This window comes from Mesocryomonas lacus (assembly GCF_055730105.2).
The window spans coordinates 226,700-251,405 of sequence record NZ_JBUZWF020000002.1; the positions used below are offsets into that span (position 1 = coordinate 226,700).

A 24,706-nucleotide genomic window follows, 5' to 3' on the forward strand; every position below is an offset into this window, starting at 1 on the left:
CCTGGACCGTCTCGCGCTCGCGCGGCGGATCCTTGCAACGGGAGACACCGCGATGACCCACAGGCCCTCCACCGCCGCGCCCCGCCCGCGGACCGCGAAGACCGTCGATGGCATCGTGAAACCGCGCACTCTCCCGGCCAAGATCGGTCTCTACGATCCGCGCAACGAGCACGACGGCTGCGGCGTCGGCTTCATCGCGCATATGAAGAACGAGAAGTCCCACTCGATCGTCGAGAAGGGCCTGCAGATCCTTGTGAACCTCACGCACCGCGGCGCCGTCGGCGCCGACCCGCTGATGGGCGATGGCGCCGGCATGCTGGTGCAGATCCCGCACGCCTTCTTCACGGCCGAGATGGCCGAGCAAGGCGTCGAGCTGCCCGCGCCCGGCCGCTACGGCGTCGGCCACGTCTTCATGCCGCGCGACGCCGAGAAGCGCGCGCAGGTCGAGGCGATGTTCGAGGCGATCGTCGCCGAGGAAGGCCAGACGGTCCTCGGCTGGCGCGACGTGCCTGTCGACAACGGCTCGCTGTCGAAGGCTGCCGACATCGCCGCGACCGAGCCGGTGCAGCGCCAGATCTTCATCGGGCGCGCCGCCGCCATCGCCAGCGACGACGATTTCGAGCGCAAGCTTTACATCATCCGCAAGGTCATCTCGAACCGCGCCTTCGCCGAGGTGAAGGGCGAGGATTTTGGCTTCTACGTCGTTTCGTTGTCGGCCCGGACGGTGATCTACAAGGGCATGTTCCTAGCCAACCAGCTCGGCCAGTACTACCGCGACCTCACCGATCCGCGCTTCGAGAGCGCCATGGCCCTCGTGCACCAGCGGTTCTCGACCAACACGTTCCCGTCCTGGCGGCTGGCGCATCCCTACCGCATGGTCGCGCACAACGGCGAGATCAACACGCTGCGCGGCAACGTCAACTGGATGGCGGCGCGCCAGGCCTCGGTCGATTCCGAGTTGTTCGGCAACGACATCGGCAAGCTCTGGCCGATCTCCTATGAAGGTCAGTCGGACACCGCCTGCTTCGACAACGCGCTCGAGCTGCTGACGCAGGGCGGCTACACGCTCGCCCATGCGATGATGATGCTGATCCCCGAGGCGTGGTCGGGCAACAAGCAGATGTCGCGCGAGCAGAAGGCGTTCTACGAGTATCACGCCGCGCTGATGGAGCCCTGGGACGGGCCGGCAGCCGTCGCCTTCACCGATGGCCGCCAGATCGGCGCGACGCTCGACCGCAACGGCCTCAGGCCGGCGCGCTATATCGTCACGGACGACGACCTGATCATCATGGCGTCCGAGGCCGGCACGCTCGAAGTGCCGGAGGAGCGGATCGTCAAGAAGTGGCGGCTGCAGCCGGGCCGCATGCTGCTGATCGACCTCGAGAAGGGCCGGATCATCTCCGACGAGGAAGTGAAGCGCGAGATCGCGACCCAGCATCCCTACAAGGAATGGCTGAAGAACACCCAGCTGATCCTCGAGGACCTGAAGCCCGTGGCGCCGCGCGCCTCGCGCGCCGATGTGTCGCTGCTCGACCGCCAGCAGAGCTTTGGCTACTCGATCGAGGACACCCGCACCTTGATGGCGCCGATGGCGACGACCGGCCAGGAGGCGATCGGCTCGATGGGGACGGACACGCCGATCTCGGCGATGTCGTCGCGCTCGAAGCTGCTCTACACCTATTTCAAGCAGAACTTCGCGCAGGTGACGAACCCGGCGATCGACCCGATCCGCGAGGAGCTGGTGATGAGCCTCGTCTCCTTCATCGGGCCGCGGCCCAACATCTTCGATCTCGAGGGCAACTCCCGCCGCAAGCGGCTGGAGGTGCGCCAGCCGATCCTGACCAATGGCGATCTCGAGAAGATCCGCACCATTGGACATACTGAGGATCGGTTCGACACCAAGACGATCGACACGACCTATCCGTCCGAGCAAGGCGCGGGCGGCATGGCCGGCGCACTCGACCGCCTGTGCGAGCGCGCGGAGGCGGCCGTCGTCGGCGGCTACAACATCATCGTCCTGTCGGACCGGCAAGTCGGCCCCGACCGGATCCCGATCCCGGCGCTGCTGGCTTGCGCCGCCGTGCACCACCACCTCATCCGCAAGGGCCTGCGCACCGCCGCCGGTCTGGTCGTCGAATCCGGCGAGCCGCGCGAGGTGCACCACTTCGCGTGCCTGGCCGGCTTCGGCGCCGAGGCGATCAACCCCTATCTCGCCTTCGACACCTTGCTCGACATGCACCGCAAGAAGGAGTTCCCGCCGGAGGTCGACGAGGAAGAGCTGGTCACGCGCTACATCAAGTCGGTCGGCAAGGGTCTGCTCAAGGTCATGTCCAAGATGGGCATCTCGACCTACCAGTCCTATTGCGGCGCGCAGATCTTCGATGCTGTCGGTCTGAAGTCGGACTTCGTCGCCCGCTACTTCACCGGCACGGCGACGACAATCGAGGGCGTCGGGCTGGACGAGGTGGCGCGCGAGACGGCCGAGCGCCATCTCCTCGCCTTCTCCGACGATCCGGTGCTGGCCCGCTCGCTCGAAGTCGGCGGCGAATACGTTTACCGCATGCGCGGCGAGGCCCACATGTGGTCGCCGGACGCGGTGGCGACGCTGCAGCACGCCGTGCGCGGCAATTCCTGGGAGAAGTTCCAGGAATATTCCAAGCTCGTCGACGAGAGCGCGGTGGACGCGGCCGCCATCCGCGGCCTGTTCCGCATCCGCATGGCCGACGAGGTCGGCGCCCGCACCGTGCCGCTGGACGAAGTGGAGCCGGCGGCCGACATCGTCCGCCGCTTCTGCACCGGCGCGATGAGCTTCGGCTCGATCTCGCGCGAGGCGCATGCGACGCTGGCGGTGGCCATGAACCGGATCGGCGGCAAGTCGAACACCGGCGAGGGCGGCGAGGAGCCCGACCGCTTCCAGAAGATGCCGGACGGCTCGCAGAACCCCGAGCGCTCGGCGATCAAGCAGGTCGCCTCCGGCCGCTTCGGCGTGACGACGGAGTACCTGGTCAATGCTGACATGCTGCAGATCAAGGTCAGCCAGGGCGCCAAGCCCGGCGAGGGCGGGCAGCTGCCCGGCCACAAGGTCGATGCGACCATCGCCAAGACGCGCTTCTCGACGCCCGGCGTCGGCCTGATCTCGCCGCCGCCGCACCACGACATCTATTCGATCGAAGACCTGGCGCAGCTGATCTACGATCTGAAGAACGTCAATCCGGAAGCCGACATCTCGGTCAAGCTGGTGTCGGAAGTCGGCGTCGGCACGGTCGCGGCGGGCGTCGCCAAGGCGCGCGCCGACCACATCATCGTCGCCGGCTATGACGGTGGCACAGGTGCCTCGCCGCTGACCTCGATCAAGCATGCCGGCTCCCCCTGGGAGATGGGCCTTGCCGAGACGCAGCAGACGCTGGTGATGAACGGCCTTCGGTCCAGAGTCTGCCTCCAGGTCGACGGCGGCCTGAAGACCGGCCGAGACGTCATCATCGGCGCGTTGCTGGGCGCGGACGAGTTCGGCTTCTCGACCGCGCCGCTGATCGCGGCCGGCTGCATCATGATGCGCAAGTGCCACCTCAACACCTGCCCGGTCGGCGTCGCGACGCAGGACCCGGTCCTGCGCCAGCGCTTCAAGGGCCAGCCGGAGCATGTCATCAACTTCTTCTTCTACGTCGCGGAAGAGGTGCGCATGCTAATGGCGGCGATGGGCGTGCGTCACCTGTCGGAGCTGATCGGCCAGTCCGATCGTTTGGACAAGCGCGGCCTGATCGACCACTGGAAGGCCCGCGGGCTCGACTTCGCCAACATCTTCTACAAGCCGGACGGCGCGCGCGAGGAACTGCGCTGGACCGAGCGGCAGAAGCACCCGATCGACGACGTGCTCGACCGCAAGCTCATTGCCGAGGCAATGCCGGCGCTGGAGACGCGCCAGAAGGTGTCGATCGAGACCGACATCACCAATGTCGATCGCTCCGCCGGCGCCATGCTGTCCGGCGAGGTCGCCAAGCGCTACGGCCTGAAGGGGCTCGCCGACGACACGATCTCGGTCAAGCTCACCGGCACCGCCGGCCAGAGCTTTGGCGCCTTCCTCGCCCGCGGGATCACCTTCGATCTCGTCGGCGACGGCAACGACTATATCGGCAAGGGTCTCTCGGGCGGGCGCATCGTGGTGCGGCCGCGCGAGAACACGCGGATCGTGCCGGAGGAGTCGATCATCGTCGGCAACACCGTGCTCTACGGCGCAATCTCGGGCGAGTGCTACTTCCGCGGTGTCGCCGGCGAGCGGTTCGCCGTGCGCAACTCCGGCGCCATCGCGGTGGTTGAGGGCGTTGGCGACCACGGCTGCGAGTACATGACCGGCGGCGTCGTCGTCATCCTCGGCCATACCGGGCGCAACTTCGCGGCCGGCATGTCCGGCGGCATCGCCTATGTCTTCGACGCCGACAACAACTTCGCCGAACGCTGCAACATGGCGATGGTGGAGCTGGAGCCGGTGCCGGAGGAGGACGACCTCCTGGAGAAGCTGCACCACCATGGCGGCGACCTGCAGCACATGGGCCGCGTCAACGTCTCCTCCGACATGACCGGTCACGACGACGAGCGGCTCTACCAGCTGATCCTGAACCACCACCACTATACCGGCTCGGGCCGTGCCAAGGTGATGCTGGACGATTGGGAGACCTACCGGCCGAAATTCGTCAAGGTGATGCCGGTCGAGTACCGCCGCGCGCTGCAGGAGATGGAGCGCATGCGCATGGGCATCGCGGCGGAGTAGTTCGCCTCCGACGAACGCCATCCGGCCGGACGTAAAGCGTTCGATGCCGGGTGGCGCACTGGAGCTCTTCTAACAACCGGAAAAAACCGTATTCTGTGCCGCGCCGCGGCAGGGCGAAATGCGGTCTGACGTCATGCGCGCCTGCCGGACAGTCCCGCGGGTCGACGAACTGAGAGTGGGACAAGACATGGGCAAGGTGACGGGCTTCCTCGAGATCGACCGGCAGACACCAAAATACCAGCCGGCCTCGGACCGTATTCGCCATTTCCGCGAATTCACGCTGCCGATGTCCGATGCCGAGGTCGGCAAGCAGGCGGCGCGCTGCATGGACTGCGGCATTCCCTATTGCCACGGCCCGACCGGCTGCCCGATCCACAACCAGATCCCCGACTGGAACGACCTTGTCTATTCCAACGACTGGGAAGGCGCGATCCGCAACCTCCACTCGACCAACAACTTTCCCGAATTCACCGGCCGCATCTGCCCCGCGCCCTGCGAGGAAGCCTGCACGCTGAACCTCGAGGACACGCCTGTCGCCATCAAGACCGTCGAGCAGGCGATCGCCGACAAGGCGTTCAAGCTCGGCCTGATCAAGCCGCAGCCGGCGAAGGTGCAGACAGGCAAGAAGGTCGCGATCATCGGCTCGGGTCCGGCCGGCATGGCGGCGGCCCAGCAGCTCGGCCGGGCCGGGCATGCGGTGCACGTCTATGAGCGCGAGTCGCGGCCCGGCGGCCTGCTGCGCTACGGCATCCCCGACTTCAAGATGGAGAAGCACTGGATCGACAAGCGCGTCGAACAGATGAAGGGCGAGGGCGTCACGTTCTTCTGCGGCGTCAATGTGGGCGCCGACAAGCCGGTGGCGGACCTTTTGGCCGAGTACGACGCGGTGCTCTATTGCGGCGGCTCGGAGCGGCCGCGCGATGCCGGCATTCCGCATGGCGAACTCACCGGCGTCTATGACGCGATGCCCTATCTCGTGCAGCAGAACCGGCGTGTCGGCGGCGAGAAGGTCGAGAATGTCGGCTGGCGCTCGGGCGAGATCTGGGCCGGTGGCAAGCATGTCGTCGTCGTCGGCGGCGGCGATACCGCGTCCGACTGCGTCGGCACGGCGTTCCGCCAGGGCGCGGTGAAGGTCACGCAGCTCGACATCCGGCCGCAGCCGCCGAAGACCGAGAACAAGCTGGAGGTCTGGCCCTACTGGGCGACCAAGATGCGCACGTCCTCAAGCCAGGCCGAGGGCGCGGTGCGCGAGTTCCAGGTGGCGACGCTGGAGTTCACCGGCGAGGAGGGGCACCTCACGGGCGTCAAGTGCGCCGAGGTCGATGCGCGCCGCAAGCCGATCCCGGGGACCGAGTTCGTCATCAAGGCAGATCTCGCCTTCATCGCCATCGGCTTTGCCGGTCCGTTTGCGGCCGGTCCGGTGACCGAGCTCGGCAGCAGCCTGGCGCAGAAAGCGGATGGACGCGGCAATGTCGCGCTCGTCGCCAACGACCACGATTATCGCAGCTCCGTCGGCAAGCTGTACCTTGCCGGCGACATCCGCCGCGGCCAGTCGCTGGTGGTCTGGGCCATCCGCGAGGGTCGCCAGGCGGCGCGGGCGATCGACATCGACCTGATGGGCGTCACCACGCTGCCGCGCTGAGAAGGCAAGTGGATGCCGGGGCGGCGGCAAGGATGCCGCGTCCCGGCGCGGTGCCGCCGTCGTGCAAAGTGCGCGCGTGAGGACGCGTCAGCGGTCCGGTGTGCCACTTACACCCGTCTGCGGGGAGGGCGGTGCCGCCTGAGGGCCTTGCTGGTCGGCGACGGAGCCGCGGAACTGGTCGGGCGATGCTGGCGGCGGGACGGCGGCGGGCGGGTTGCCGCGGTTGAAGGCATCGGCGCGCCCTGGCTCAGCGCTGGTCGGGATGCCCGACAGCACGAGCCGGTCGCGCGGCGATGGCTCTGCCGCATCCTCCTGCTGCAACGGTCCGCCCAGCAGTGCATCGCCACCGTCGAGGGAGGGGTCGCTGAGGGCGACCAGCGGGGTCGAGGTGGCGTTCGCCGCATTGACCTTCGGCATTTTCGGCAGCGTCTCGTCGGGCCCTGAGAGGGCGATGTCGTCGACCGACGTCCCGAGCTGGCGGAATATCGGCTTTTCCGCAAAGAAGGCGAGCTTCTCGGCACCGGCGGGCGTCATGGTGATGCCATCGGCATTGCGCAGCCGCGCGGGCTGGCCAGATATGTCCGGCCCGGAGAAGGCGAAGGCGCCGGCTGCGTCGACGAAGCCATCCCAGACATCGACATATTCGCCGCCCGCAGTGCTGGCGGCCTTGCGGTAGATCTCGTTGAGATAGGCCATGTCGGCGCTCATCGCCTCGGTCTCGAAGGCCGGCATGCCGACCCAGATCAGCGGCACCTTCTTCGCGGCGACGGCATCCGCCAGGGCACCCGCCCGCCGCTCATATTCGGCGATCCAGCCCGGCGTGCGGGGCGTGAGGCTGGTGCCGGCGAACGCCATCGCCTGGCGCTCGTTCGAGCCGAGCATGGCGACGACGATGGCGGGTTTTTCCTGGTCGATGAGGGGGCCGATCTTAGCCAACCAGTCGTAGTGGTCGTCGCGGACAAGGCCGGATGAGCCGTTGGCGGCGTTGACGACCTTGAGGTCACGGTTTTCGGAAAGGCTCGTCTCCAGTCCGCCCGCAAGTGAGCCGGCCATGAAGTCGCCGATGACCAGCACCGTTTTCGCCGTTTTGCGCTTTTCGACGATCTGCGGCGGGGCCGCCGCCGGCGAAGGGACAGCCCGCGCCCGCGTCGCCTGCTTGGGCCTGCGCACCGGCTTCACCTCTTTCCGGCGCGGCTGGGTGCGGATCACCCGGCGCGGCGGATCGGGATAGTCGCGATAGGAGCGCTGCTGGCGGGGCTCGCCAAACAGCATGTCGAACAGCCCGCGTCGCTCCTGAGCCTCGGCCGTACGCAGCAGCGACGGCGCGAGGCTGGTGAGCGAGAAGGCCAGCGTGAGGCCGATCAGGATGGCGAGCCGCAGCGGTCGCCGTGACGCCATCCCGATCCCCATCAGTTCTTCCGCATGATGTCGAGCAGCGCCTTCGAGGCGTTGCCGTCGGCATCGACGCCGACGCTGCGCTGGTAGGACATGATCGCCCCCTTGGAGCCCGAGCCGATCTTGCCGTCGATCTTGCCGTCATAGAGCCCGTGCTTGCTGAGGTGCTCCTGCACCTCGGCGCGCTCGACCATCGACAGCGGCACGTAGCCGCGCGGCCAGTCGTGCACCAGCGGGCCGTAGCCGCCGATCCGGTCGCCGAGATGGCCGACGGCCAGGGCATACTTGTCGGCATTGTTGTAGGCCTTGATGACGAAGAAGTTCTTGGTCATCAGGAAGGCTGGGCCGTTGGGGCCTGCCGGCATCAGGAGGTTGGCCTTCTCGGCGGAAGAGGGGAAACCCTTGCCGTTGGCGCGGCGCACGCCGAGCTTTGCCCACTCGGCCATGCTCTTCGAGCCCTTGACGCCGGCGAGCTTCGGCGACGCGATCACCTCATAGCCCCAGGTCTTGCCGCTCTGCCAGCCGTTCTTGCGCAGAAGATTGGCAGCCGTCGCCAGAGCGTCGGGGACGTTGGTCCAGATGTCGGCATGGCCGTTACCATCCATGTCCGCCCCATAGGCCAGATAGCTGGTCGGGATGAACTGAGTATGGCCCATCGCGCCGGCCCAGGAGCCGGTGAGGCCGCTCGCGGAGACGTCGCCCTTCTGGACGATCTTCAGCGCGGCGATCAGCTGCGTGCGGGCGAACTTGGCACGCTTGGTGTCGAGATAGGCGAGGGTCGCCAGCGAGCGCGGCAGCGGCTTGACCACATCGGTCCGCGAGAGAATCTTGCCGTAATTGGTTTCCATCGACCAGATCGCGAGCAGGATGTCGCGGTCGACACCGAAGCGCTTCTCGATCCGGTCGAGCCAGGGCTTCAGCCGCTGAAGCTGGGCCTGGCCCTCGGCGATGCTTTCCTCGTTGACGCGGTTGTCGAGATAGTCCCAGACGGTGTCGCGGAACTCAGGCTGGAACTTCGCCTTCTCGATCACCTCGGGATCGGGATCCTCGACGCCGGCAAACGCTGCCCGGTAGACCTGGCGGCTGATGCCGGCCTTCATCGCGGTACCCTCGAAGTCGGCGATCCAGCGCTTGAAGCCGGCATCGGCGGAAGCCGACGGTGCCGCTCCCAGGAAGATCAGTCCGGCCAGCGCGGCCGCGGCGAGGCGGGAAAAACGAGAGTCTCCGGACATGGGCAAGCTCCTTGATCGAAAGATTCAGCATCCCCAGGCAGTTTGCAGGCCAGACCTGCTTTCCACGCTCGACGAATGCCGCGACAGCGCGAAACCAATGCTCCCATCGAATTGGAGCCGGTTCCTGCACCCTTCGTCCATCATACGGCCGAGGTCGTTAAGAGGTGCTTTACCACGACGGCTTCCAGCCCGCATCCGCCGCGCACGAGATCACGTTGACGTGGGTTCGCGGCGAAAGCGCGGCGGTGGCGGTGGTGCGGGGCTCCGTCAGCGCTGGAGGCGAAGGCCGATCTTGATGGAGTCGGACGTATAGTCGTCCTCCGAGGTCTTGCCGGTCAGGTTCTCGTGTCGCACCAGTCCGGTGAAGGCCAGCGAGCGGTTCAGCCAGTAGAGAAAGCCTGCTTCGGCGGAATAGCTGGTCTGCTGGTCGGTGGCGCGTTCGCTGTCGCGGTAGGCGGCCGACAGCGTCGCCGTCAGGTCGGTGCGGTGGGTCAGCCGGTGGCGCAGCGCCAAAGCCCCCTCATAGACCGTCGACGTGCCGGTATCGTCGGTATCGGGGTCGAAGCGGGTCTGGCCGGTTAGGACGAGATCCGTGCCGCGCTGCGGCGACCAGGCGAGCCGACCGTCGATCGTCGGCGAGCCCGTGGTCTGGAGCGACGCGGCGTCCGGGACGTTCCAGGCGTAGCCAGCCGCGATCTCGCCGAGGAATTTCTCGCCGAGGTCGAAGGCGACGCCGGTGCGCAGAGACTGGATGAGCGAGTCGCGCTCGACGCCGGCCAGATCGACCTCGTCGTCGAAGTTGCGACGCCCGAGGCTGCCTTCGACGAAGGGCTTCAAGGCCGGCGAGATCTCGTAGCCGCCCCGCAAGGCGGCGGTATAGGTCGTGTAGCTCTCGTCGAGGATGCGGGTTGCCCCGGCGAGATCAGGGGTCGAGCGCGTCTGCCGGCTGACCGACGTGTCGAGGCCGGCGGTCAGGCGGCCGAACTGCCGTTCGAGCTCCGCACCGGCGGAGTAGGTGGAAAGGTCCGGCCGGTCCGCCGCAGACTCGCCGGCATTGAAGTCGATCGGGCTTTCCTGGCGATATTCATAGGCACCCCGGAGGGTCGCCGTCGTCATCCGGTCGATGTCGAGCCGCAGCCGGCCATCCACGGCGATGCGCGGTTCCGATTCGAGGTCGCCGGCAAAGTTTCGCCGGTAGGCGCCGAGCGCGTTCAGTTCGAACTGGTGCTCCGACCAGTCTGACAGGAGCCGGGCCGCAACATCGGTCTCGCTGAAGATGCCGCCTTCGCCGCCCGCGCTGTCCGACAGGTTGGTGGACGCACCGAGGCTCTGGTTGAGGGTGGAGTAGAGCACGAACGAGCCGGCGCGGATGCCGACCGGGGCGAAGGGATCGTTCTCGGCGATTGGAATCGTCCCACGCAGCGGGGTGATGGCAAGGTTCTGCCGGCCGAGGATGCTTTCGCCGCGCGGACGGTCCACCCGGCTGGCCGGTGGCGACAGGTCGCGCGGCGGCAAGCCGCCATTGCGCGCCGCCATCAGCGGGTCGATCGGCCGGCCATTGCGGTCCCGTTGCGGGGCGTTGCCTTGGCGTGTCGCGGCCGCGTTGCCGCGCGCCGCACCGTTCTGTGGCAGGTTCTGGCCTGCCGCCGCCGGTGCCGGCGGGCTGGCGAGATTGGCCGGGGCCGTCGGCTTGCCGTCGGGGCCTTCGAAGAGATCGAACTTCGGCTTCGCCGGGGCCGCTGCGTCGTCGGTCGCGTCGACCGGAGGAACGGTGGTATCCGGCAGGTCGCTGGAGTCCTCGGCGCCGCGGCTGAACGGGACGTAGGCGCCATCGCCGCCGCCGTCGCGCAGCGTCGTCGACGGATCGGCCGCGCCGGCACCGGGATCGGTGAGGCTGCGAGGACCCGTCAGCCCCGAGGGTGTCGTGGTTGGTGATGCGACGGTGCCAGCGCTCGGCCGCAGGCCTTCGATCCCGGACGGGGGCGCTGCCGGCGTCTGCGCGGCGGCAAGACCGGCCAAGCCGCAGCCGAGCGCGAGCACGACGATGCCGGCCCCCCGGAGGGTGCATCTAGGCGTCTCCGCTGACGTGTTGCGTGGCTCGTTCAAGATCCCACCGGCCGGTTGCTGATTCGCAAACTCATTGCCGAAAGGTAAACGCGGATGGTTAACGCAACCTTGCCAACCCTTGGCCGGCTGCGCGAAAGCCTCCGCCCGTCAGGCCGCCGGGATGACCGTCAGCACCGATCCTTCGACGCCAGTGACCCGGACGCGGGCGCCGAGCGGAAGGTCCGGGCCGCTCACTCGCCACCAGCCGTCCTCGATCGCCACCTTGCCGCTGCCGCCGACGATCGGCTCAGACAGGACGACGACGCTGCCGACAAGGCGGGCGGCACGGTCGTTCAGCACCGGTCTCGGTCCGCTGATCGTCTTCGACCCGACCCTGCGCCGTCCGAGAAGCACCGCAAGCGTCGACAGGATGACGAAGGCCAGCACCTGCCATTCCCAGGTAAAGCCGCTGGCCTCGCCGAAGAGCAGGACCGCCGTGCCGACGATCAGCGCGGCGATGCCGAGGAACAGGAGGTAGACGCCGGGCAGTACGACTTCGAGCACAAGGAGCACGAGGCCGGCGATCCACCAGGCATAGGGCACGATCTCGGCGAGCGGCGTCATGGGCCCTCGACACCACTGCGGGGCGGCACGGAGCCGACGGCGGGCGTGCTCGTCACGCGGCCTTTTGCGGCGGGCGAGGTGGGCGTTGGGGCGTCGGGAAAGGACGCGCGGGCGAGTTCGGCGATGCCGCCGATCGAGCCGATCAGCGATGCCGCCTCAAGTGGCATCAGGATGACGCGCTGGTTGGGCGCCGAGGCGAGCTTTGCCAGCGCCTCGGTGTATTTCTGCGCGACGAAATAGTTGAGCGCCTGGACGTTGCCGGCGGCGATCGCCTCGGAGACGACGCGGGTGGCGGTGGCTTCGGCTTCCGCCAGCCGCTCGCGTGCCTCGGCCTCGCGGAAGGCCGCCTCGCGCAGGCCTTCCGCCTGCAGGATCTGCGCCTGCTTGTCGCCCTCGGCCCGCAGGATCTTGGCGTTCCGCGCTCCCTCGGCCTCCAGCACCTCGGCGCGCTTCTCGCGCTCGGCCTTCATCTGCCGGGCCATGGAGTCGACGAGGTCTCGCGGCGGGTTGATGTCCTTGATCTCGATCCGGGTGATCTTGATGCCCCAGGAGTTTGCGGCCTGGTCGGCGACCCGGAGAATGCGCTCGGAGATCGCGTCGCGGTTCGACAGGAGATCGTCAAGGTCCATCGAGCCCATGACCGAGCGAAGGTTGGTCATCACGAGGTTGAGGATGGCGTTCTCGAGGCCGCTTACCTCATAGGCGGCGGCCGCGGCGTCCAGCACCTGGTAGAAGGCGACGCCATCCGCCGCGACCGAGGCGTTGTCGCGGGTGATGACCTCCTGCGTTGGAATGTCGAGCACCTGCTCCATCATGTTCAGACGGCGGCCAATGCGCTCGACGAAGGGCAAGAGGATGTTGAGGCCGGGCGTCAGCGTGCGGGTGTAGCGGCCGAAACTCTCGACCGTATAGGCGTAGCCTTGCGGGACGGTCTTGACCGCGGCGAAGAGGACGATGACCGCGAAGAACAGCACGGCGAGGATGAGAATGCCGAAGCCGCTGATCGGGAACCCGGTTTCCATGCGTCACGCCCTTCTGCCGATGTCCGATCTCTCCTGAGTGCCCTTCGCAAGCCCTCCGTGCAAGCTGAAACGCCTTGCACCCGCGCGTCAGAGCGTTGGCGCGGGGCGGGGGCGGGCGACGAACAGGCCGAAAAGGATCAGGAGCCCGCCGGCGATCTGCAGGAGGCCGAGGCTCTCGCCGGCAAAGATCCATGCGAAGAGTGCGGCGGCTGCCGCCTCGACGAAGATCACCAGTGAGGAGAAGGACGCCGACAGCACGCCGAGTGCCAGTGCCAGCAGGCCCTGTCCGCCGGCATGGCTGATCATGCCGAGCGCCAGGAGGTTCACGACCCCGGTCCCGGTCTCCGGCAGGAAGCCTTCGCCCGAAACGACAGCCGCGGCGAGGAGGGCCAGCGTGGTGACGAGGGTCGAGCGGAGCGTCGCCGCGCCGGCGGCGAAGTGCTTGCGGGCCGTGCGCATCACCAGGAAGTAGAGGCCGAAGAAGAAGGAGGTGGCGATGCCGTAGAGATCGCCCACCCAATTGCTGGATCCATCGCTGGCGGAGTGGAAGATCAGCAGCGCCGCGCCGGGCAGACAGACGGCGAGGCCGATGAAGGTCTGGCGCGACACCGCCTCGCCGATGGTGAAGCGCGAGAGCACGGCGACCCAGAACGGCGCGAGACACGCGAAGAAGGTGGCGTTGGCGATCGAGGTGTGGCTGATCGCCAGATGCCAGAAGATAAGGTCGCCGGAGAAGAACAGGCCGGCCAGGAGCAGCGCCCGGCCGCCGCCGGACCGAGGTTCTGCGGGCGTGTTCGCCCGCTCGAGCCGCGCCCAGAGAAAGAGCACGGGCAGTGACAGCGCGACGCGCCAGAAGGCGCTGGCGAAGGGGCCGACTTCGGCGTTGCGGACGAAGACCGGGGATATGCCCATGGCCAGCGCGCCGACGAAGAGCGCCAGCAGCGCCATGCCGATCGAAATGCCGAGAAGGGCGGGCTTGGCGGAGACGGAGGAGGACATCGGTATCACCAAGCGGCACGAACTATTCACGTCCTGATAGGCAAGCCGGATGACGCTAAGTCAAGGGCTTCCGTCCCGCGGCCGCTTGGCTGCGCTGCCCGCTTGCCGCTGGCCCTGTTGCATCCGATATGACAGCCGTGCCCGTTATGGGCGATCCGACGAGGACGACAGCGATGACCGAGATCGACCAGCGCCTGCAGACCGAGCTCGAGGCGGCGGCCTTTCGCCGGCTGCGCGACCATTTGCGCGAGCGGACGGACGTCCAGAACATCGATCTGATGAATCTCGCGGGCTTCTGCCGCAACTGCTTGTCGAACTGGTACCGCGAAGCCGCGGGGAAGGCGGGCGTCGATATCGGCAAGGAACAGGCCCGCGAGATCGTCTACGGAATGCCCTACGACACCTGGCGCGACCAGTACCAGCGCGAAGCCGCGCCCGAGGCGGCTGCCGCCTTCGCGGCAAAGGCGCCGCACTCCTGATCGCGCCGGCGAACAGCGCGACCATCTTCCTTCAAACTTTCGGCTTTATCTGCTAGGTGCGCCGGACGCAGTCGAATCCCGGTCCTCGACGAGCCACGGCCCTCAGGGCCGGCGGCCGTCTGGTGCGAAGGGTCGACCCCGAATTCTAGAGGCGGCTTCGGCCTCCCAGCGACCGAGAGATTCCGATGGACGAGAACACCCCCGCCGATTCCACCGTTGCCGCCGACGAACTGCGCGCCTTCATCGAACGCATCGAGCGTCTCGAGGAAGAAAAGAAGACGATCGCCGACGACATCAAGGAAGTCTACGGCGAGGCCAAGGGCCGCGGCTACGACACGAAGGTGATCCGCAAGATCGTCTCGATCCGCAAGCAGGACGCCAACGAGCGTGCCGAGATGGACGCCATTCTGGAGCTGTACCTCCAGGCCCTCGGGATGCTCTGACGAATCGTCGTCGCCGCATTGCGCGGCGGCGGAAACGGGAAGGCGTGGCGGTGTGGCACGCCGTTGCGCGTGCTCGAAAGCCGGTACCCAGTGGGTCGGGCCAGGGTGTTCAGACAGGGCGGCGAATGGCTGGGGGCCTGTTAAATGGCGGTGGAAACGCCAGTTAGTTTGCGACAGGCGACGGATCATGATCCTCGCCCCTCCCAAACTTTCGGAGAACCACCATGCCCATGACCGCCAAAGAATTGCGCTCGACCATCACCGATGACGGTGTCCTGACCCTTGGCCTGGAAGAGGTGTCGATCAACGATCCCGGCGATGACGAGGTCATCGTCCGCATTGAGGCCGCGCCGATCAATCCGAGCGATCTCGGTCTGCTCCTCGGGCCCGCCGACATTGCGTCGATGAAGGCGGACAAGGACGGATCCAAGCTGACTTTCACGGTGCCGAAGGAGCGGATGGGCAGCGTCGCCGGCCGGATGGGCCAGTCGATGGCCATCGGCAACGAGGCGGCCGGAACCGTGGTGGCTGCCGGAAAGAACGCGAAGGCGCTGGAAGGAAAGCTCGTCGGCGCGATCGGCGGTGGCATGTATGCCGACTACCGCAAGCTCGCCGCCAAGGACGTCGTTCCCTTGCCGGCCGGCGCCACGGCGGCCGACGGCGCTTCGATGTTCGTCAATCCGCTGACGGCGCTCGGTTTCGTCGAGACGGCCCGCCGCGAGGGCCACAAGGCGATCGTCCACGCGGCCGCCGCATCCAATCTTGGACAGATGCTGCAGAAAATCTGCCTCGCGGACGGCATCCCGCTGGTCAACATCGTCCGCTCGAAGGCGCAGGCGGATATCCTGCGCGGGATCGGCGCCACGCATGTTCTCGACAGCACGGCCAGCGATTTCAAGGCCCAGCTCGCCGATGCCATCGCCGAGACCGGCGCGACGATCGCCTTCGATCCGATCGGCGGCGGCACGCTCGGGAGCGACATCCTGACGGCGATGGAACAAGCGGCGGCGGCGGCCATGCCATCCTACAATCGCTACGGCTCGGAAACCTTCAAGCAGCTTTACGTCTACGGCGCGCTCGATCCCGCGCCGCTGGTGCTCAACCGCCTGAGCTTCGGCTTCCGCTGGAGCGTCGCCGGCTGGCTGCTGTTTCCGTTCCTGCAGCAGGCCGGTCCGGAGGTCGGCGCCCGCTTGCGCCAGCGCGTAGTCGACGAACTGACCACCACCTTCGCCAGCCGCTACACGCGCGTCATCAGCCTGGAGGAGACGATCCATCCGGACGTCGTCGAGGCTTACCAGCGCAAGGCGACGGGCGAGAAATTCCTGATCGATCCGTCCCGCGGCTGAACGCTTGGCTGCCGCCCTTTGCCGATACTTTGGGTGAGGGGCGAATAAAATAAACGGCGCCGCGGTCTCCGCGGCGCCGTTTTCATATTGAGGTAACAGCTCAGAGCCTCAGAGCAGCTTGCGCGCCGCCAAGTTGCGCATGAGGGCCGAAGGACCAAAGGTCCAGGGTGCACATTCCGTCGACAGCAGCACGCGGTTGCGCAGCGCCCCGAGCTTGTCGTTCGAAATGGTGACGATGTCGCCGATCTTGTGGGTGAAGCCCTGGCCCGGATGGTCGCGGTCTTCGCTCGGGGCAAACAAGGTACCAAGGAACAGCACGAAACCGTCGGGATATTGGTGGTGGCGACCGATGGTCTGGGAAACGAGATCCAGCGGATCGCGGCTGATCTCCTTCATCGAGCTGCGGCCGTTCAACACGTAGCCGTCCTCTCCTTCGACCTTCAAATCGAGCTCGGCCTGTCGCACGTCGTCGATCCCGTAGCTGTCGTCGAAGAGGCGCACGAAGGGGCCGAGCGAGCAGGACGCGTTGTTGTCTTTCGCCTTGCCGAGTAGCAGGGCCGAGCGCCCTTCGACATCGCGCAGGTTCACGTCGTTGCCGAGCGTCGCGCCGCGGACCTCGCCCCGGCTGTCGACGACCAGCACGATCTCCGGCTCCGGATTGTTCCACTTCGAGATCGGGTGCAGGCCGACATCGGCGCCGTGGCCGACCGACGACAGGACCTGGGATTTTGAAAAGACCTCGGCGTCCGGGCCGATGCCGACTTCCAGATACTGCGACCAGACGCCTTCCTCGATCAGCGCCGCCTTGACGCGTTCGGCTTCCGCCGAGCCGGCGCGAACGTTGCGCAGGCTGTCGCCGATGAGGGCGGTGACGCGGTCGCGGATGCCTTGCGCCAGATCCGGATTGCCGGCCGCCTTCTCCTCGATCACGCGCTCGAGCATCGAGCGCGCGAAGGTCACACCGCAGGCCTTCACCGCCTGCAGGTCGATCGGCGCAAGGAGATGCGCGCCGTTCGGGCCGCGGCCGCCGAGAAAGTCGGCGACGCGGCCGAGCGTTTCGCCCGTCGTCGCCGCCAAGGCGCCGGCCGGGTCTTTCATCTCGATGAGATCGCGGACGGTCGGTATTTCGGGCGAGGTGATGTCGACGACATCGCCGTTCCGGATGACGACGACCGACGGGCCCTCCAGCTCCGGCCGCCAGACGCGACCGACGAAAGTGCCCGTTTCGTAGAATTCCATGCTGTTTCCTCCCACAGCGATTCGCATCATCGCTTCCGGCGGGACCCTAGCGCCGTCGGGCCGCCAGCCCAAGCCGGACGTCCGGGAGGACTGCGCCGGCGCGGAAACGCGGATTGAACCATTTTACGAGGGCCGGTGCACCGATCACATCTGCCGGAATAGAATTGCATACTTATAATGAGAGTCCTATCTATCGAGCCATGAAGCCCATAGACCGACTCCGCTTCGATATGACGAGCACGCTTCACCGCGTCGGCCGGCAATGGCGGCGTCTCGTGCGCGAGCTGATGCTCCGGCACGGCCTGTCGGAAGCCTGCGCCCATCCGCTGGTGGTGATTGCAAGGCTCGGGGACGGCACCCGCCAGGTGACGGTGGCGGAAGAAGTCGGGATCGAGGGGCCGTCGCTCGTCCGGCTGCTCGACCAGCTCTGCGGTTGCGGCCTGGTGGAGCGGCGCGACGATCCCGTAGACCGGCGCGCGAAGACGCTATGGCTGACCGACCTCGGTCGCCGGACAACGGGGCTGATCGAGGACGATCTCGTCGCCCTGCGGCGCGATGTCCTCGGCGAAATCGATGCGGCGGATCTCGCGGCAACGATCAGGGTTTTTCAGGCGTTGGAGCGGGGTGTCGCGTCCTCTTCCGGACACGGCGGCCAAAGTGAGGATCAGGCACCTTGATCACCGGTCTGCCCAACTGGCGGGAATGGCTGTTCTCGGCCAAGGCCTTCCTTGCCTCGATGATGGCGCTGTACATCGCACTGTCGGCCGGCCTCTCACGTCCGTACTGGGCGATGGCTGCCGTCTATGTTGTCGCCAACCCCCTGTCGGGCGCCACGCGTTCGAAGGCTGTCTACCGCGTTCTCGGCACGATGATCGGCGCGGCGGGCTCGGTGTTCCTCTTGCCGTTCTTCGTCAATGCGCCGGAGCTGTTCAGCCTCGTCGTCGCGCTGTGGACCGGCGGCTTCTTGTTCATCTCGTTTCTCGACCGCACGCCGCGGAGCTACGTTTTCATGCTGGCGGGCTACAGCCTGCCGCTGATCGCTTTGCCGGCGGTGTCGGACCCGACGCAGATTTTCGACATTGCGAGTTCGAGAACCCTCGAGATCGGCATCGGTATCGTCTGCGCTACCCTCGTCAACTCGTTGATCCTGCCGGCGCCGATCGGCCCGGTGCTCGGCGGGCGGACACAGAAATGGCTGCAGGATGCCGGCGAATGGGTGTCGGCCATCCTCAAGCGCGAAGACAGCGTCGACAGCGCCCGCGAGCGTCAGCGTCTGGCTGTCGACATCCGCAGCTTCGACATGCTGATCAGCCAGCTGGCCTATGACGACGCCATCGGCAGCACCGTGCAGCGGGCGCGCGCCTTGCGCGGCCGCATGGCCATGCTGCTGCCGCTGCTGTCCTCCCTTAGCGATCGCCTCGATGCCGTCGGCAAGGGTGCCGGCGCCCCGGCGGAACTCGCCGATCTCACCCGCGACATTGCCGACTGGATCGCCGCACCCGCCGAGAGCGGTACGGCGGAACTGACACTCTTGCAGGAGCGCCTCGCGGCACTGGAACCGCAGGGCGAGCCGGCCGCGCAATGGCAGGGACTGCTCGTCTCCAGCGCCCTTGAACGGCTTCGCGAACTGCTGGACCTCTGGCAAGACTGCCGAGTGCTGCAAGGCGAAATCCTGCTCGGCCGCAAGGCCGGTCGCTGGCAGCGCGCGTCGATGCGCCACCACCGCGTCATCACCTCGGTGCCGCATTTCGACTACGGCCTGATGGCCTTCTCCGCCCTCTCGGTCGTCGCCGTCACCTTTCTGGCGGGCCTCATCTGGATCATGACGGGCTGGCACGAGGGCGCCGGCTTCGTGATCATGGCGGCGGTCGGCTGCTCGTTCTTTGCGGCCATCGACAACCCGGCGCCGATGATCAAGAGCTTCGTCATCTGGATGTCGGTGGCGGCGGTGATCTCCGGCGTCTACCTCTTCGGCATCCTGCCGAACGTCCAGGATTTCGGCATGCTGGTGCTCGTCTTCGCGCCGCCGTTCCTCCTGGCGGGGACCGTGATCGGCCGGCCGCAGTTCATGCTCATCGGCATGCTGCTGGCGGTCAACATCGCCTCGCTCGTCGGGCTGCAGGAGATCTACGCCGCCGATTTCGGGACCTTCGTCAACGGCAACCTCGCCTCCGTCGCCGGCGGCCTGTTCGGGCTCGTCTGGTCGATGGCAACCCGGCCTTTCGGCGCGGCCTTGGCGGCGCGGCGCTTGGTGCGGGCGGGATGGGCGGAGATCGCCGCCACCGCCGGCGGACGGCGCAATGCCGATCCCGCTCGGTTTGCTGGGCGCATGTTCGATCGCCTCGGCCAGCTCGTGCCCCGTCTGTCCCAGGGTGTCGCAGAGGACGTCGCGGCCACCGACATGCTGGCGGAACTGCGGATCGGCATGAACATGCTTGATCTCAAACGGATCGAGCCTGACCTCCCGCCTCTACTGCGGGCCCATGTGCGCACGGTGCTCGACGGCGTCGCCGAGGCCTTCGCCGACCGGCTTCATAACACCCGCAGTGATGCGGCCGGCGAAAAGCTGCTGGCGGAGATCGATGCCGCGCTGGTGGCGTTGGTCGACATCACCGATGGACCGACGCGGCGGACGGTGCTGCAGGCCATGGTCGGGCTTCGGCGCGGCCTCTTCGCCGACCGGCAGGCGCCCGTGCTGGCCATGCCGCGCCATGATGCTCCGCCCCTTGCCATCGCGGCGGAGTAGGGAAGGCCATGTTCGGCGACTTCAACATCTTCGGCGTCTTCGTTCCCCGGATCCTCATCCTAGCGCTGGTCGCCTACGTCCTCAATCTCGTGCTGCGTCGGGTCTTGGCGCGGCTCGGCGTCTATCGCCTGGTCTGGCACCCCGGGCTCTTCGATCTCGCTCTGTTCGTCCTTGTCCTTGGTGGCATGGCGCAATTATCGGAACTGTACCTGTGAAAACGCTTTCCCGGATGATTGGCCGCGTTCTGTTCACCCTCGTCATCACCGTCGTCGCAGCGGTGGTCGGCTGGCAGACGTGGGACTATTATATGAACGAACCTTGGACCCGCGACGGCCATGTCCGGGCGGACGTCATCGGCATCACCCCGGACGTGTCCGGCATCGTCAACGAAGTGCTGGTGGCCGACAATCAGACGGTGAAGAAAGGCGATGTGCTCCTGCGCATCGACCGCGAGCGCTTTGCGCTGGCGCTGCAGTTGGCGGAGGCTGCTGCCAAGGGGCAGGCGGCGTCGCTTGAGCAGGCGCGGCGCGAGTACGATCGATACCAGCAGCTCAGCCGCAACGTTGCCTCGCAGCAGAACGTCGAGCAGGCCGGGGCAGCGCAGGCCGTGGCGGAGGCTTCCTACGAGCAGGCGGTCACCAACCGCGACCTTGCCAAGCTGAACCTCGAACGCTCGGAAATCAGGGCGCCCGTCAACGGCGTGATCACCAATTTGTCGCTGAATGCCGGCGACTACGCGACCGCCGGCAAGGCCGTCATCGCGCTGGTGGACAGCGACTCGCTTCGTGTCGAGGGCTATTTCGAGGAAACCAAGCTGCCGCGCATCGCCATCGGTGATCCGGTGGATATCGCGGTGATGGGCCATCCTGGCAACCTGAAGGGGCGTGTCGAGAGCATTGCCGGCGGCATTGAGGATCGCGAGCGCAGCGCCGGATCGGAGCTTCTGGCTAATGTCACACCGGCTTTCAGCTGGGTGCGGCTGGCGCAGCGCATTCCCGTCCGTATCGCGCTCGACGCGATGCCTGAAGGGGCGCCGCTGGTGGCCGGCCTCTCGGCGACGGTGACGGTGCGACGCGCTGCGGCCGCCGACTGAATCACCGCTAATCGGATTGACACTGGGCGCTGAACGTCCGGGTCATGCGTCGAGACCAAATGGACCTGAGCGGCCCCTCGTTTACGCCACCCTTGTGCGCAATTCGCCGATGCCGTCGATCCCGCCGACGAGACTATCGCCGCGCTCGACAGGGCCAACGCCCGCTGGTGTTCCGGCAAAGATTAGGTCGCCCGGCTGCAGCGTGAAGAGGGTCGACAGGGTGGCTATGATCTCCGGCACCTTCCAGATCATCTGGTAGAGGTTGCCGCGCTGGCGCATCTTTCCGTTCACGGTCAGCCAGATCGCGCCCTTGCCGATGTCGGGAGCGTCCGCGACCGGCATCAGCGGCGTACACGGTGCCGATCCTTCGAACGCTTTGCCGGTTTCCCAGGGGCGGCCGAGCTTCTTCGCTTCCCCTTGCAGGTCACGGCGCGTCATGTCGAGGCCGACGGCATAGCCGAAGACGTGGTCCATGGCGCGGTCGAGCGTGATGTCGGTGCCACCGGTCCGCAGCCCCACCACCAGCTCGATCTCGTGGTGCACGTCGGCCGTCGCGCTGGGGTAGGGAAAGTCCCGGCCGGACAGGATGAGCGTGTCCGGGTTCTTCTGGAAGAAGAAAGGCGGTTCGCGATCGGGATCGTGCCCCATCTCGACCGCATGATCGGCAAAGTTCCGCCCGACGCAGTAGATGCGGTGAACGGGGAACCGCTTGCTGCTGCCGAAGACCGGAAGCGACGGCACGGCCTTGGGCTCGAACACGTAGAGCTCGTCTACACCGCCATCGGCCATTCCGGTTCTCCCGTCAGCGTTTTTAAACGGTCAGGCGCCGGCCCGACCGGTCCGGCGACGCTTGTGGCCGAGGCCCATCTGCTTGGCGAGGCGCGAGCGTGCCGCCGCATAGTTCGGCGCCACCATCGGGTAGTCCGCGGGCAGATCCCACTTTTCGCGATAGTCCTCGGGCGACAGATTGTAGTGCGTCATCAGGTGGCGCTTCAGCGACTTGAACTTCTTGCCGTCTTCTAGGCAGACGATGTAGTCGTCGGTGACCGACTTCTTGACCGGAACGGCAGGCTTTGGCTTTTCCGCGGTCGGCGCCGCAGGAGCGGAATGGGTGCGACCCAAGGCCCCGAATACATCGGAAATCAGCGCCGGAAGGTCGGTCACCGGAAGCGAATTATTGCTGACATAGGCGGCCACCACCTCGGCCGTCAGTTCCATCAGCATTTCAGTATTATCGGCTGTCTCGATCTGGTCCATGTCTCACCCAATCACGTGAACGGCCTTGTTCGGACCGTATCGCCAAACGTCTGCTATGACCGATTTCCAGGAGATGCGACGCGCTCTGTACACTGGCATGCTGCCGCATAGCGAAAGCGGCGCTTATCTGCTTGTATTGATACTGCGTTACTTAATGTCAAGGCATAAGTCAGGCATCGCAAGCCCATCCAACCTTAAGTCGCCAGAACAGGTTTAGAATAAAAAAGGGCGCGGGGGCGGCGGGACTAGGCCTGCGTCCGCTTCAATCGCCGAAAATCTTTTCATCCGGGGGTGGGCGACACCCGCATGCCGTGCTGAACGCATCCGCGTCAATATTCAATATTCGCTTCCAGGGGAGCATCGCTGGTAATGTCGGCAGGATTTTCTGCTGTCCTGGCGGGGCGACGCGAATCATATCCGCGACACATACGCTCTCGCCGAATTGCCACGGGCCGCTCGGTCAGCGAAGGGCGTGCCCGCTGTTGGCGAGCGTGGGGCCCGCCAACAGATGCGGCGACTATTCGAACTTGGCAACCGGAAGGAAATTGACCGCCGAGCCCGCGAAGCGGTTGGAGGCGTTGGTCAACGGGTTGGCGGTGAAGCCCGCGGTGAAGACCGAGGAGGGAACCTCGCGCACCAGGCCGTCAGCCTTGGGCTTGCGGAGGACCTCGGACTTTGCCCGCGCCTCTGGGTCGGTCACGAGTGCTGCCATCTCGATCCGCGACGTGATCGCCTTCTGCACATGCTTGACGGACTGAGCGGCCGGAGCCGGGGACTTGACCCGGGCGAAGCGCCCAGTCTTGCCGGCGGGCACGGCGATCTTCGCTATCGTGCGCACCGGCGCTGCCGTGGCAGCCGCAACCTTGCGGCTTTCCAGTGCTGCCACGAGCTGGTTGTCGACAGCTTTCTTGGACGGCTCCGACGGGGCCGCGACGACGGGCGCTGGCTTGGCGCCGAGGTCAGCCCGCATGGCGGGAGCCGCGTCGAGGATGCGCTTGATCGGATCGTTGCTCACCACCAGCGGCGACGGTACCGGAACTGCAGCCGTTTCAAGAGGCGCTGCCGAGGCGCCGCCCTTCAGGATGGCTTCGAACGGCGGACGTTCACGCGGCGTCGGCACGGCGTAGGCCATCTGCGCGGGAGCACCGACCACTGCTTCGTCGACCGGCGGGGAGGCTTCAAGCGCGGCGACGAGGCTCGAGACGTCGTCCTCCTTCGCCGGCGTTGCCGTCGGCCGAAGCGGGGCAGCATGCGGCACGGGGACGCGAGCCGGGACCAGCCCGGCGACATCGGTCTCCGCGGCCGCTTCGGCGGTCGCGAACGGCAGCCGATCGGCGATCGCCGCGGGCGGGGTGGGCGCCGACGTGTCATAGGTATCGCGGATCGGCAACGGAACGCCCGACGCCAGCATGTTCGGCTTGGCCGACGGCACCATGGCGGCCACGGCGACGCTTGCAGCTGGCTTCGGCGGGACCGGCATGGCCGCAGGGGCGAGCCTTGCCGCTGGCTTCGACGGCGCGGCCTCGGCGACCTCGGCCTCGGCGTTGTCGTCTTCCTCGTCAGCCCCGCCGCCGAAGATGGCTGCGAAGAGCGTCTTGCCACCGCCACTGCTGCTCGGGCTGGTCCGGCTGATCGCGCCGCCGGAATTGGCGACCTGAATCGTGCTGGCCGTCTTGCGCGATTTGTAGGAGGCGAGCGCCTGCTCGTAGCCCGGCAACGGCTTGCCGTCGGATGGCACATGCACGGTATTGCCGTTCGGGAAGACGGCGACGAGTTCCTTGCGGCTCATCTTCGGCCAGTGACGGGCATTGCCGACGTCGAAATGCACGAAGGGCGAGCCGGAGCGTGGATAATAGCCAACGCCGCCGACCTGCATCTTAAGGCCGATTTCGCGCATCTTCTTCAGCGGCACGTCGGGAAGGAAGAAATCGAGGGCGCGGCCGGCGGTGTGCTGGCTTTCCTTGGCGACACCCGAGGAGCGCGAACGCAACATGTTGTTGGTCGCCGGCGAACGGAAACCGCAGATGACGTTGATGTAGGAGCGCGAGCCGGACTGGCGATACGCTTCCCAGATCAGATCCATCAGGCGCGGATCCATCTTGGTCTCCTGCTTCTTGCGCCAGTCGCGCAGGAACCAGTTGATCTCTTTCAAGCCGGACGGGATGTAGCGACCGTTCCGCTTGTAGTCGATCGCGACCTTTTCCTTGGTGTGCAGATTGTAGAACTTGAGGGTGCGTGTCTCAGCCTTCGCGGCAACCGACCCGACGGAGAGGGCCAGCACGCAGAGGGCGGCCATCGAAGCGGCGCGCGTTCCAGCGCGGCCGACAAGGTCGGTCAGTCCGAACATTCGGTACCAGTCCCCTCAGGTTGACGAACAC

At 66.6% G+C, this 24,706-nt stretch carries 19 protein-coding genes; 9 read left to right on the forward strand and 10 right to left on the reverse strand.

The window, feature by feature from the left end; translation table 11 throughout:
* Positions 1-52: 52 nt before the first annotated feature.
* Positions 53-4,765: a glutamate synthase large subunit gene (gene gltB, locus ACZLZQ_RS06155; RefSeq protein ID WP_472948611.1), complete on the forward strand. Its 4,713-nt coding sequence runs from the start codon at positions 53-55 to the stop codon at positions 4,763-4,765.
* A 187-nt stretch (positions 4,766-4,952) separates the two neighbouring features.
* On the forward strand, positions 4,953-6,407 hold the full coding sequence (locus ACZLZQ_RS06160) for a glutamate synthase subunit beta (RefSeq protein ID WP_472948612.1): 1,455 nt from the start codon (positions 4,953-4,955) through the stop codon (positions 6,405-6,407).
* An 87-nt stretch (positions 6,408-6,494) separates the two neighbouring features.
* Here ACZLZQ_RS06160 and ACZLZQ_RS06165 read toward each other — a convergent pair whose 3' ends face one another.
* The 6 genes from ACZLZQ_RS06165 to ACZLZQ_RS06190 form a co-directional block, all read right to left on the reverse strand.
* Positions 6,495-7,805, reverse strand: coding sequence for an SGNH/GDSL hydrolase family protein (locus ACZLZQ_RS06165; protein ID WP_472948613.1), 1,311 nt, complete (start codon positions 7,803-7,805; stop codon positions 6,495-6,497).
* Positions 7,806-7,816: 11 nt separating this feature from the next.
* Positions 7,817-9,034 (reverse strand): lytic murein transglycosylase, encoded by a 1,218-nt coding sequence (locus ACZLZQ_RS06170; RefSeq protein ID WP_472948614.1) that lies wholly within the window; start codon positions 9,032-9,034, stop codon positions 7,817-7,819.
* A gap of 267 nt (positions 9,035-9,301) precedes the next feature.
* Positions 9,302-11,140 (reverse strand): outer membrane beta-barrel protein, encoded by a 1,839-nt coding sequence (locus ACZLZQ_RS06175; protein WP_472948615.1) that lies wholly within the window; start codon positions 11,138-11,140, stop codon positions 9,302-9,304.
* A gap of 108 nt (positions 11,141-11,248) precedes the next feature.
* Positions 11,249-11,704, reverse strand: coding sequence for an NfeD family protein (locus tag ACZLZQ_RS06180; RefSeq protein WP_472948616.1), 456 nt, complete (start codon positions 11,702-11,704; stop codon positions 11,249-11,251).
* Positions 11,701-12,726 carry an SPFH domain-containing protein gene (locus ACZLZQ_RS06185; protein WP_472948617.1) on the reverse strand — a complete coding sequence of 342 codons (1,026 nt, stop codon included), beginning with the start codon at positions 12,724-12,726 and terminating at the stop codon, positions 11,701-11,703. Before ACZLZQ_RS06185 ends, ACZLZQ_RS06180 begins: the two co-directional genes overlap by 4 nt.
* Before the next feature lie 87 nt (positions 12,727-12,813).
* Positions 12,814-13,725: a DMT family transporter gene (locus ACZLZQ_RS06190; RefSeq protein WP_472948618.1), complete on the reverse strand. Its 912-nt coding sequence runs from the start codon at positions 13,723-13,725 to the stop codon at positions 12,814-12,816.
* Positions 13,726-13,898: 173 nt separating this feature from the next.
* On the opposite strand from ACZLZQ_RS06190, the gene ACZLZQ_RS06195 reads away from it, so the two are divergent.
* The 3 genes from ACZLZQ_RS06195 (at position 13,899) to ACZLZQ_RS06205 (ending at position 15,993) form a co-directional block, all read left to right on the forward strand.
* A complete protein-coding gene (locus ACZLZQ_RS06195; protein WP_472948619.1) occupies positions 13,899-14,204 on the forward strand; it encodes a DUF1244 domain-containing protein in 306 nt (101 codons plus the stop codon).
* A 185-nt stretch (positions 14,205-14,389) separates the two neighbouring features.
* A complete protein-coding gene (locus ACZLZQ_RS06200; protein WP_472933838.1) occupies positions 14,390-14,647 on the forward strand; it encodes a DUF2312 domain-containing protein in 258 nt (85 codons plus the stop codon).
* Positions 14,648-14,871: 224 nt separating this feature from the next.
* Positions 14,872-15,993: a zinc-binding dehydrogenase gene (locus ACZLZQ_RS06205; protein ID WP_472948620.1), complete on the forward strand. Its 1,122-nt coding sequence runs from the start codon at positions 14,872-14,874 to the stop codon at positions 15,991-15,993.
* Positions 15,994-16,101: 108 nt separating this feature from the next.
* Here the strand turns inward: ACZLZQ_RS06205 and ACZLZQ_RS06210 are convergent, their stop codons facing one another.
* A complete protein-coding gene (locus tag ACZLZQ_RS06210; RefSeq protein WP_472948621.1) occupies positions 16,102-17,232 on the reverse strand; it encodes a fumarylacetoacetate hydrolase family protein in 1,131 nt (376 codons plus the stop codon).
* A 230-nt stretch (positions 17,233-17,462) separates the two neighbouring features.
* On the opposite strand from ACZLZQ_RS06210, the gene ACZLZQ_RS06215 reads away from it, so the two are divergent.
* From ACZLZQ_RS06215 to ACZLZQ_RS06230, 4 genes are read left to right on the forward strand one after another with little or no spacing between them, the layout of a single operon-like run.
* Positions 17,463-17,909, forward strand: a complete 447-nt coding sequence (locus ACZLZQ_RS06215; protein ID WP_472948622.1) for a MarR family winged helix-turn-helix transcriptional regulator — start codon at positions 17,463-17,465, stop codon at positions 17,907-17,909.
* Positions 17,906-19,978, forward strand: a complete 2,073-nt coding sequence (locus tag ACZLZQ_RS06220; RefSeq protein ID WP_472948623.1) for an FUSC family protein — start codon at positions 17,906-17,908, stop codon at positions 19,976-19,978. Before ACZLZQ_RS06215 ends, ACZLZQ_RS06220 begins: the two co-directional genes overlap by 4 nt.
* 8 nt (positions 19,979-19,986) lie before the next feature.
* Positions 19,987-20,193 (forward strand): DUF1656 domain-containing protein, encoded by a 207-nt coding sequence (locus ACZLZQ_RS06225; protein ID WP_472948624.1) that lies wholly within the window; start codon positions 19,987-19,989, stop codon positions 20,191-20,193.
* Positions 20,190-21,071 carry an efflux RND transporter periplasmic adaptor subunit gene (locus ACZLZQ_RS06230; RefSeq protein WP_472948625.1) on the forward strand — a complete coding sequence of 294 codons (882 nt, stop codon included), beginning with the start codon at positions 20,190-20,192 and terminating at the stop codon, positions 21,069-21,071. The genes ACZLZQ_RS06225 and ACZLZQ_RS06230 overlap by 4 nt, the downstream gene beginning before the upstream one ends.
* 81 nt (positions 21,072-21,152) lie before the next feature.
* Here ACZLZQ_RS06230 and ACZLZQ_RS06235 read toward each other — a convergent pair whose 3' ends face one another.
* The 3 genes from ACZLZQ_RS06235 to ACZLZQ_RS06245 all read right to left on the reverse strand — a co-directional run bounded on the left by ACZLZQ_RS06235 (position 21,153) and on the right by ACZLZQ_RS06245 (position 24,675).
* On the reverse strand, positions 21,153-21,860 hold the full coding sequence (locus tag ACZLZQ_RS06235) for a fumarylacetoacetate hydrolase family protein (RefSeq protein ID WP_472948626.1): 708 nt from the start codon (positions 21,858-21,860) through the stop codon (positions 21,153-21,155).
* A 30-nt stretch (positions 21,861-21,890) separates the two neighbouring features.
* Complete coding sequence (locus ACZLZQ_RS06240) at positions 21,891-22,328, reverse strand: Ros/MucR family transcriptional regulator (RefSeq protein ID WP_472933830.1); 438 nt, start codon at positions 22,326-22,328, stop codon at positions 21,891-21,893.
* A gap of 517 nt (positions 22,329-22,845) precedes the next feature.
* Positions 22,846-24,675 (reverse strand): peptidoglycan L,D-endopeptidase MepK, encoded by a 1,830-nt coding sequence (locus ACZLZQ_RS06245; protein WP_472948627.1) that lies wholly within the window; start codon positions 24,673-24,675, stop codon positions 22,846-22,848.
* Positions 24,676-24,706: the final 31 nt, after the last annotated feature.

What these genes read in the sequence shown, in the direction of transcription:
- gltB (WP_472948611.1), top strand. Translation starts at nt 53, where the DNA reads ATGACCCACAGGCCCTCCACCGCCGCGCCCCGCCCGCGGACCGCGAAG.
- ACZLZQ_RS06160 (WP_472948612.1), top strand. Translation starts at nt 4,953, where the DNA reads ATGGGCAAGGTGACGGGCTTCCTCGAGATCGACCGGCAGACACCAAAA.
- ACZLZQ_RS06165 (WP_472948613.1), bottom strand. Translation starts at nt 7,805, where the DNA reads ATGGCGTCACGGCGACCGCTGCGGCTCGCCATCCTGATCGGCCTCACG.
- ACZLZQ_RS06170 (WP_472948614.1), bottom strand. Translation starts at nt 9,034, where the DNA reads ATGTCCGGAGACTCTCGTTTTTCCCGCCTCGCCGCGGCCGCGCTGGCC.
- ACZLZQ_RS06180 (WP_472948616.1), bottom strand. Translation starts at nt 11,704, where the DNA reads ATGACGCCGCTCGCCGAGATCGTGCCCTATGCCTGGTGGATCGCCGGC.
- ACZLZQ_RS06185 (WP_472948617.1), bottom strand. Translation starts at nt 12,726, where the DNA reads ATGGAAACCGGGTTCCCGATCAGCGGCTTCGGCATTCTCATCCTCGCC.
- ACZLZQ_RS06190 (WP_472948618.1), bottom strand. Translation starts at nt 13,725, where the DNA reads ATGTCCTCCTCCGTCTCCGCCAAGCCCGCCCTTCTCGGCATTTCGATC.
- ACZLZQ_RS06195 (WP_472948619.1), top strand. Translation starts at nt 13,899, where the DNA reads ATGACCGAGATCGACCAGCGCCTGCAGACCGAGCTCGAGGCGGCGGCC.
- ACZLZQ_RS06200 (WP_472933838.1), top strand. Translation starts at nt 14,390, where the DNA reads ATGGACGAGAACACCCCCGCCGATTCCACCGTTGCCGCCGACGAACTG.
- ACZLZQ_RS06205 (WP_472948620.1), top strand. Translation starts at nt 14,872, where the DNA reads ATGCCCATGACCGCCAAAGAATTGCGCTCGACCATCACCGATGACGGT.
- ACZLZQ_RS06210 (WP_472948621.1), bottom strand. Translation starts at nt 17,232, where the DNA reads ATGGAATTCTACGAAACGGGCACTTTCGTCGGTCGCGTCTGGCGGCCG.
- ACZLZQ_RS06215 (WP_472948622.1), top strand. Translation starts at nt 17,463, where the DNA reads ATGACGAGCACGCTTCACCGCGTCGGCCGGCAATGGCGGCGTCTCGTG.
- ACZLZQ_RS06225 (WP_472948624.1), top strand. Translation starts at nt 19,987, where the DNA reads ATGTTCGGCGACTTCAACATCTTCGGCGTCTTCGTTCCCCGGATCCTC.
- ACZLZQ_RS06235 (WP_472948626.1), bottom strand. Translation starts at nt 21,860, where the DNA reads ATGGCCGATGGCGGTGTAGACGAGCTCTACGTGTTCGAGCCCAAGGCC.
- ACZLZQ_RS06240 (WP_472933830.1), bottom strand. Translation starts at nt 22,328, where the DNA reads ATGGACCAGATCGAGACAGCCGATAATACTGAAATGCTGATGGAACTG.
- ACZLZQ_RS06245 (WP_472948627.1), bottom strand. Translation starts at nt 24,675, where the DNA reads ATGTTCGGACTGACCGACCTTGTCGGCCGCGCTGGAACGCGCGCCGCT.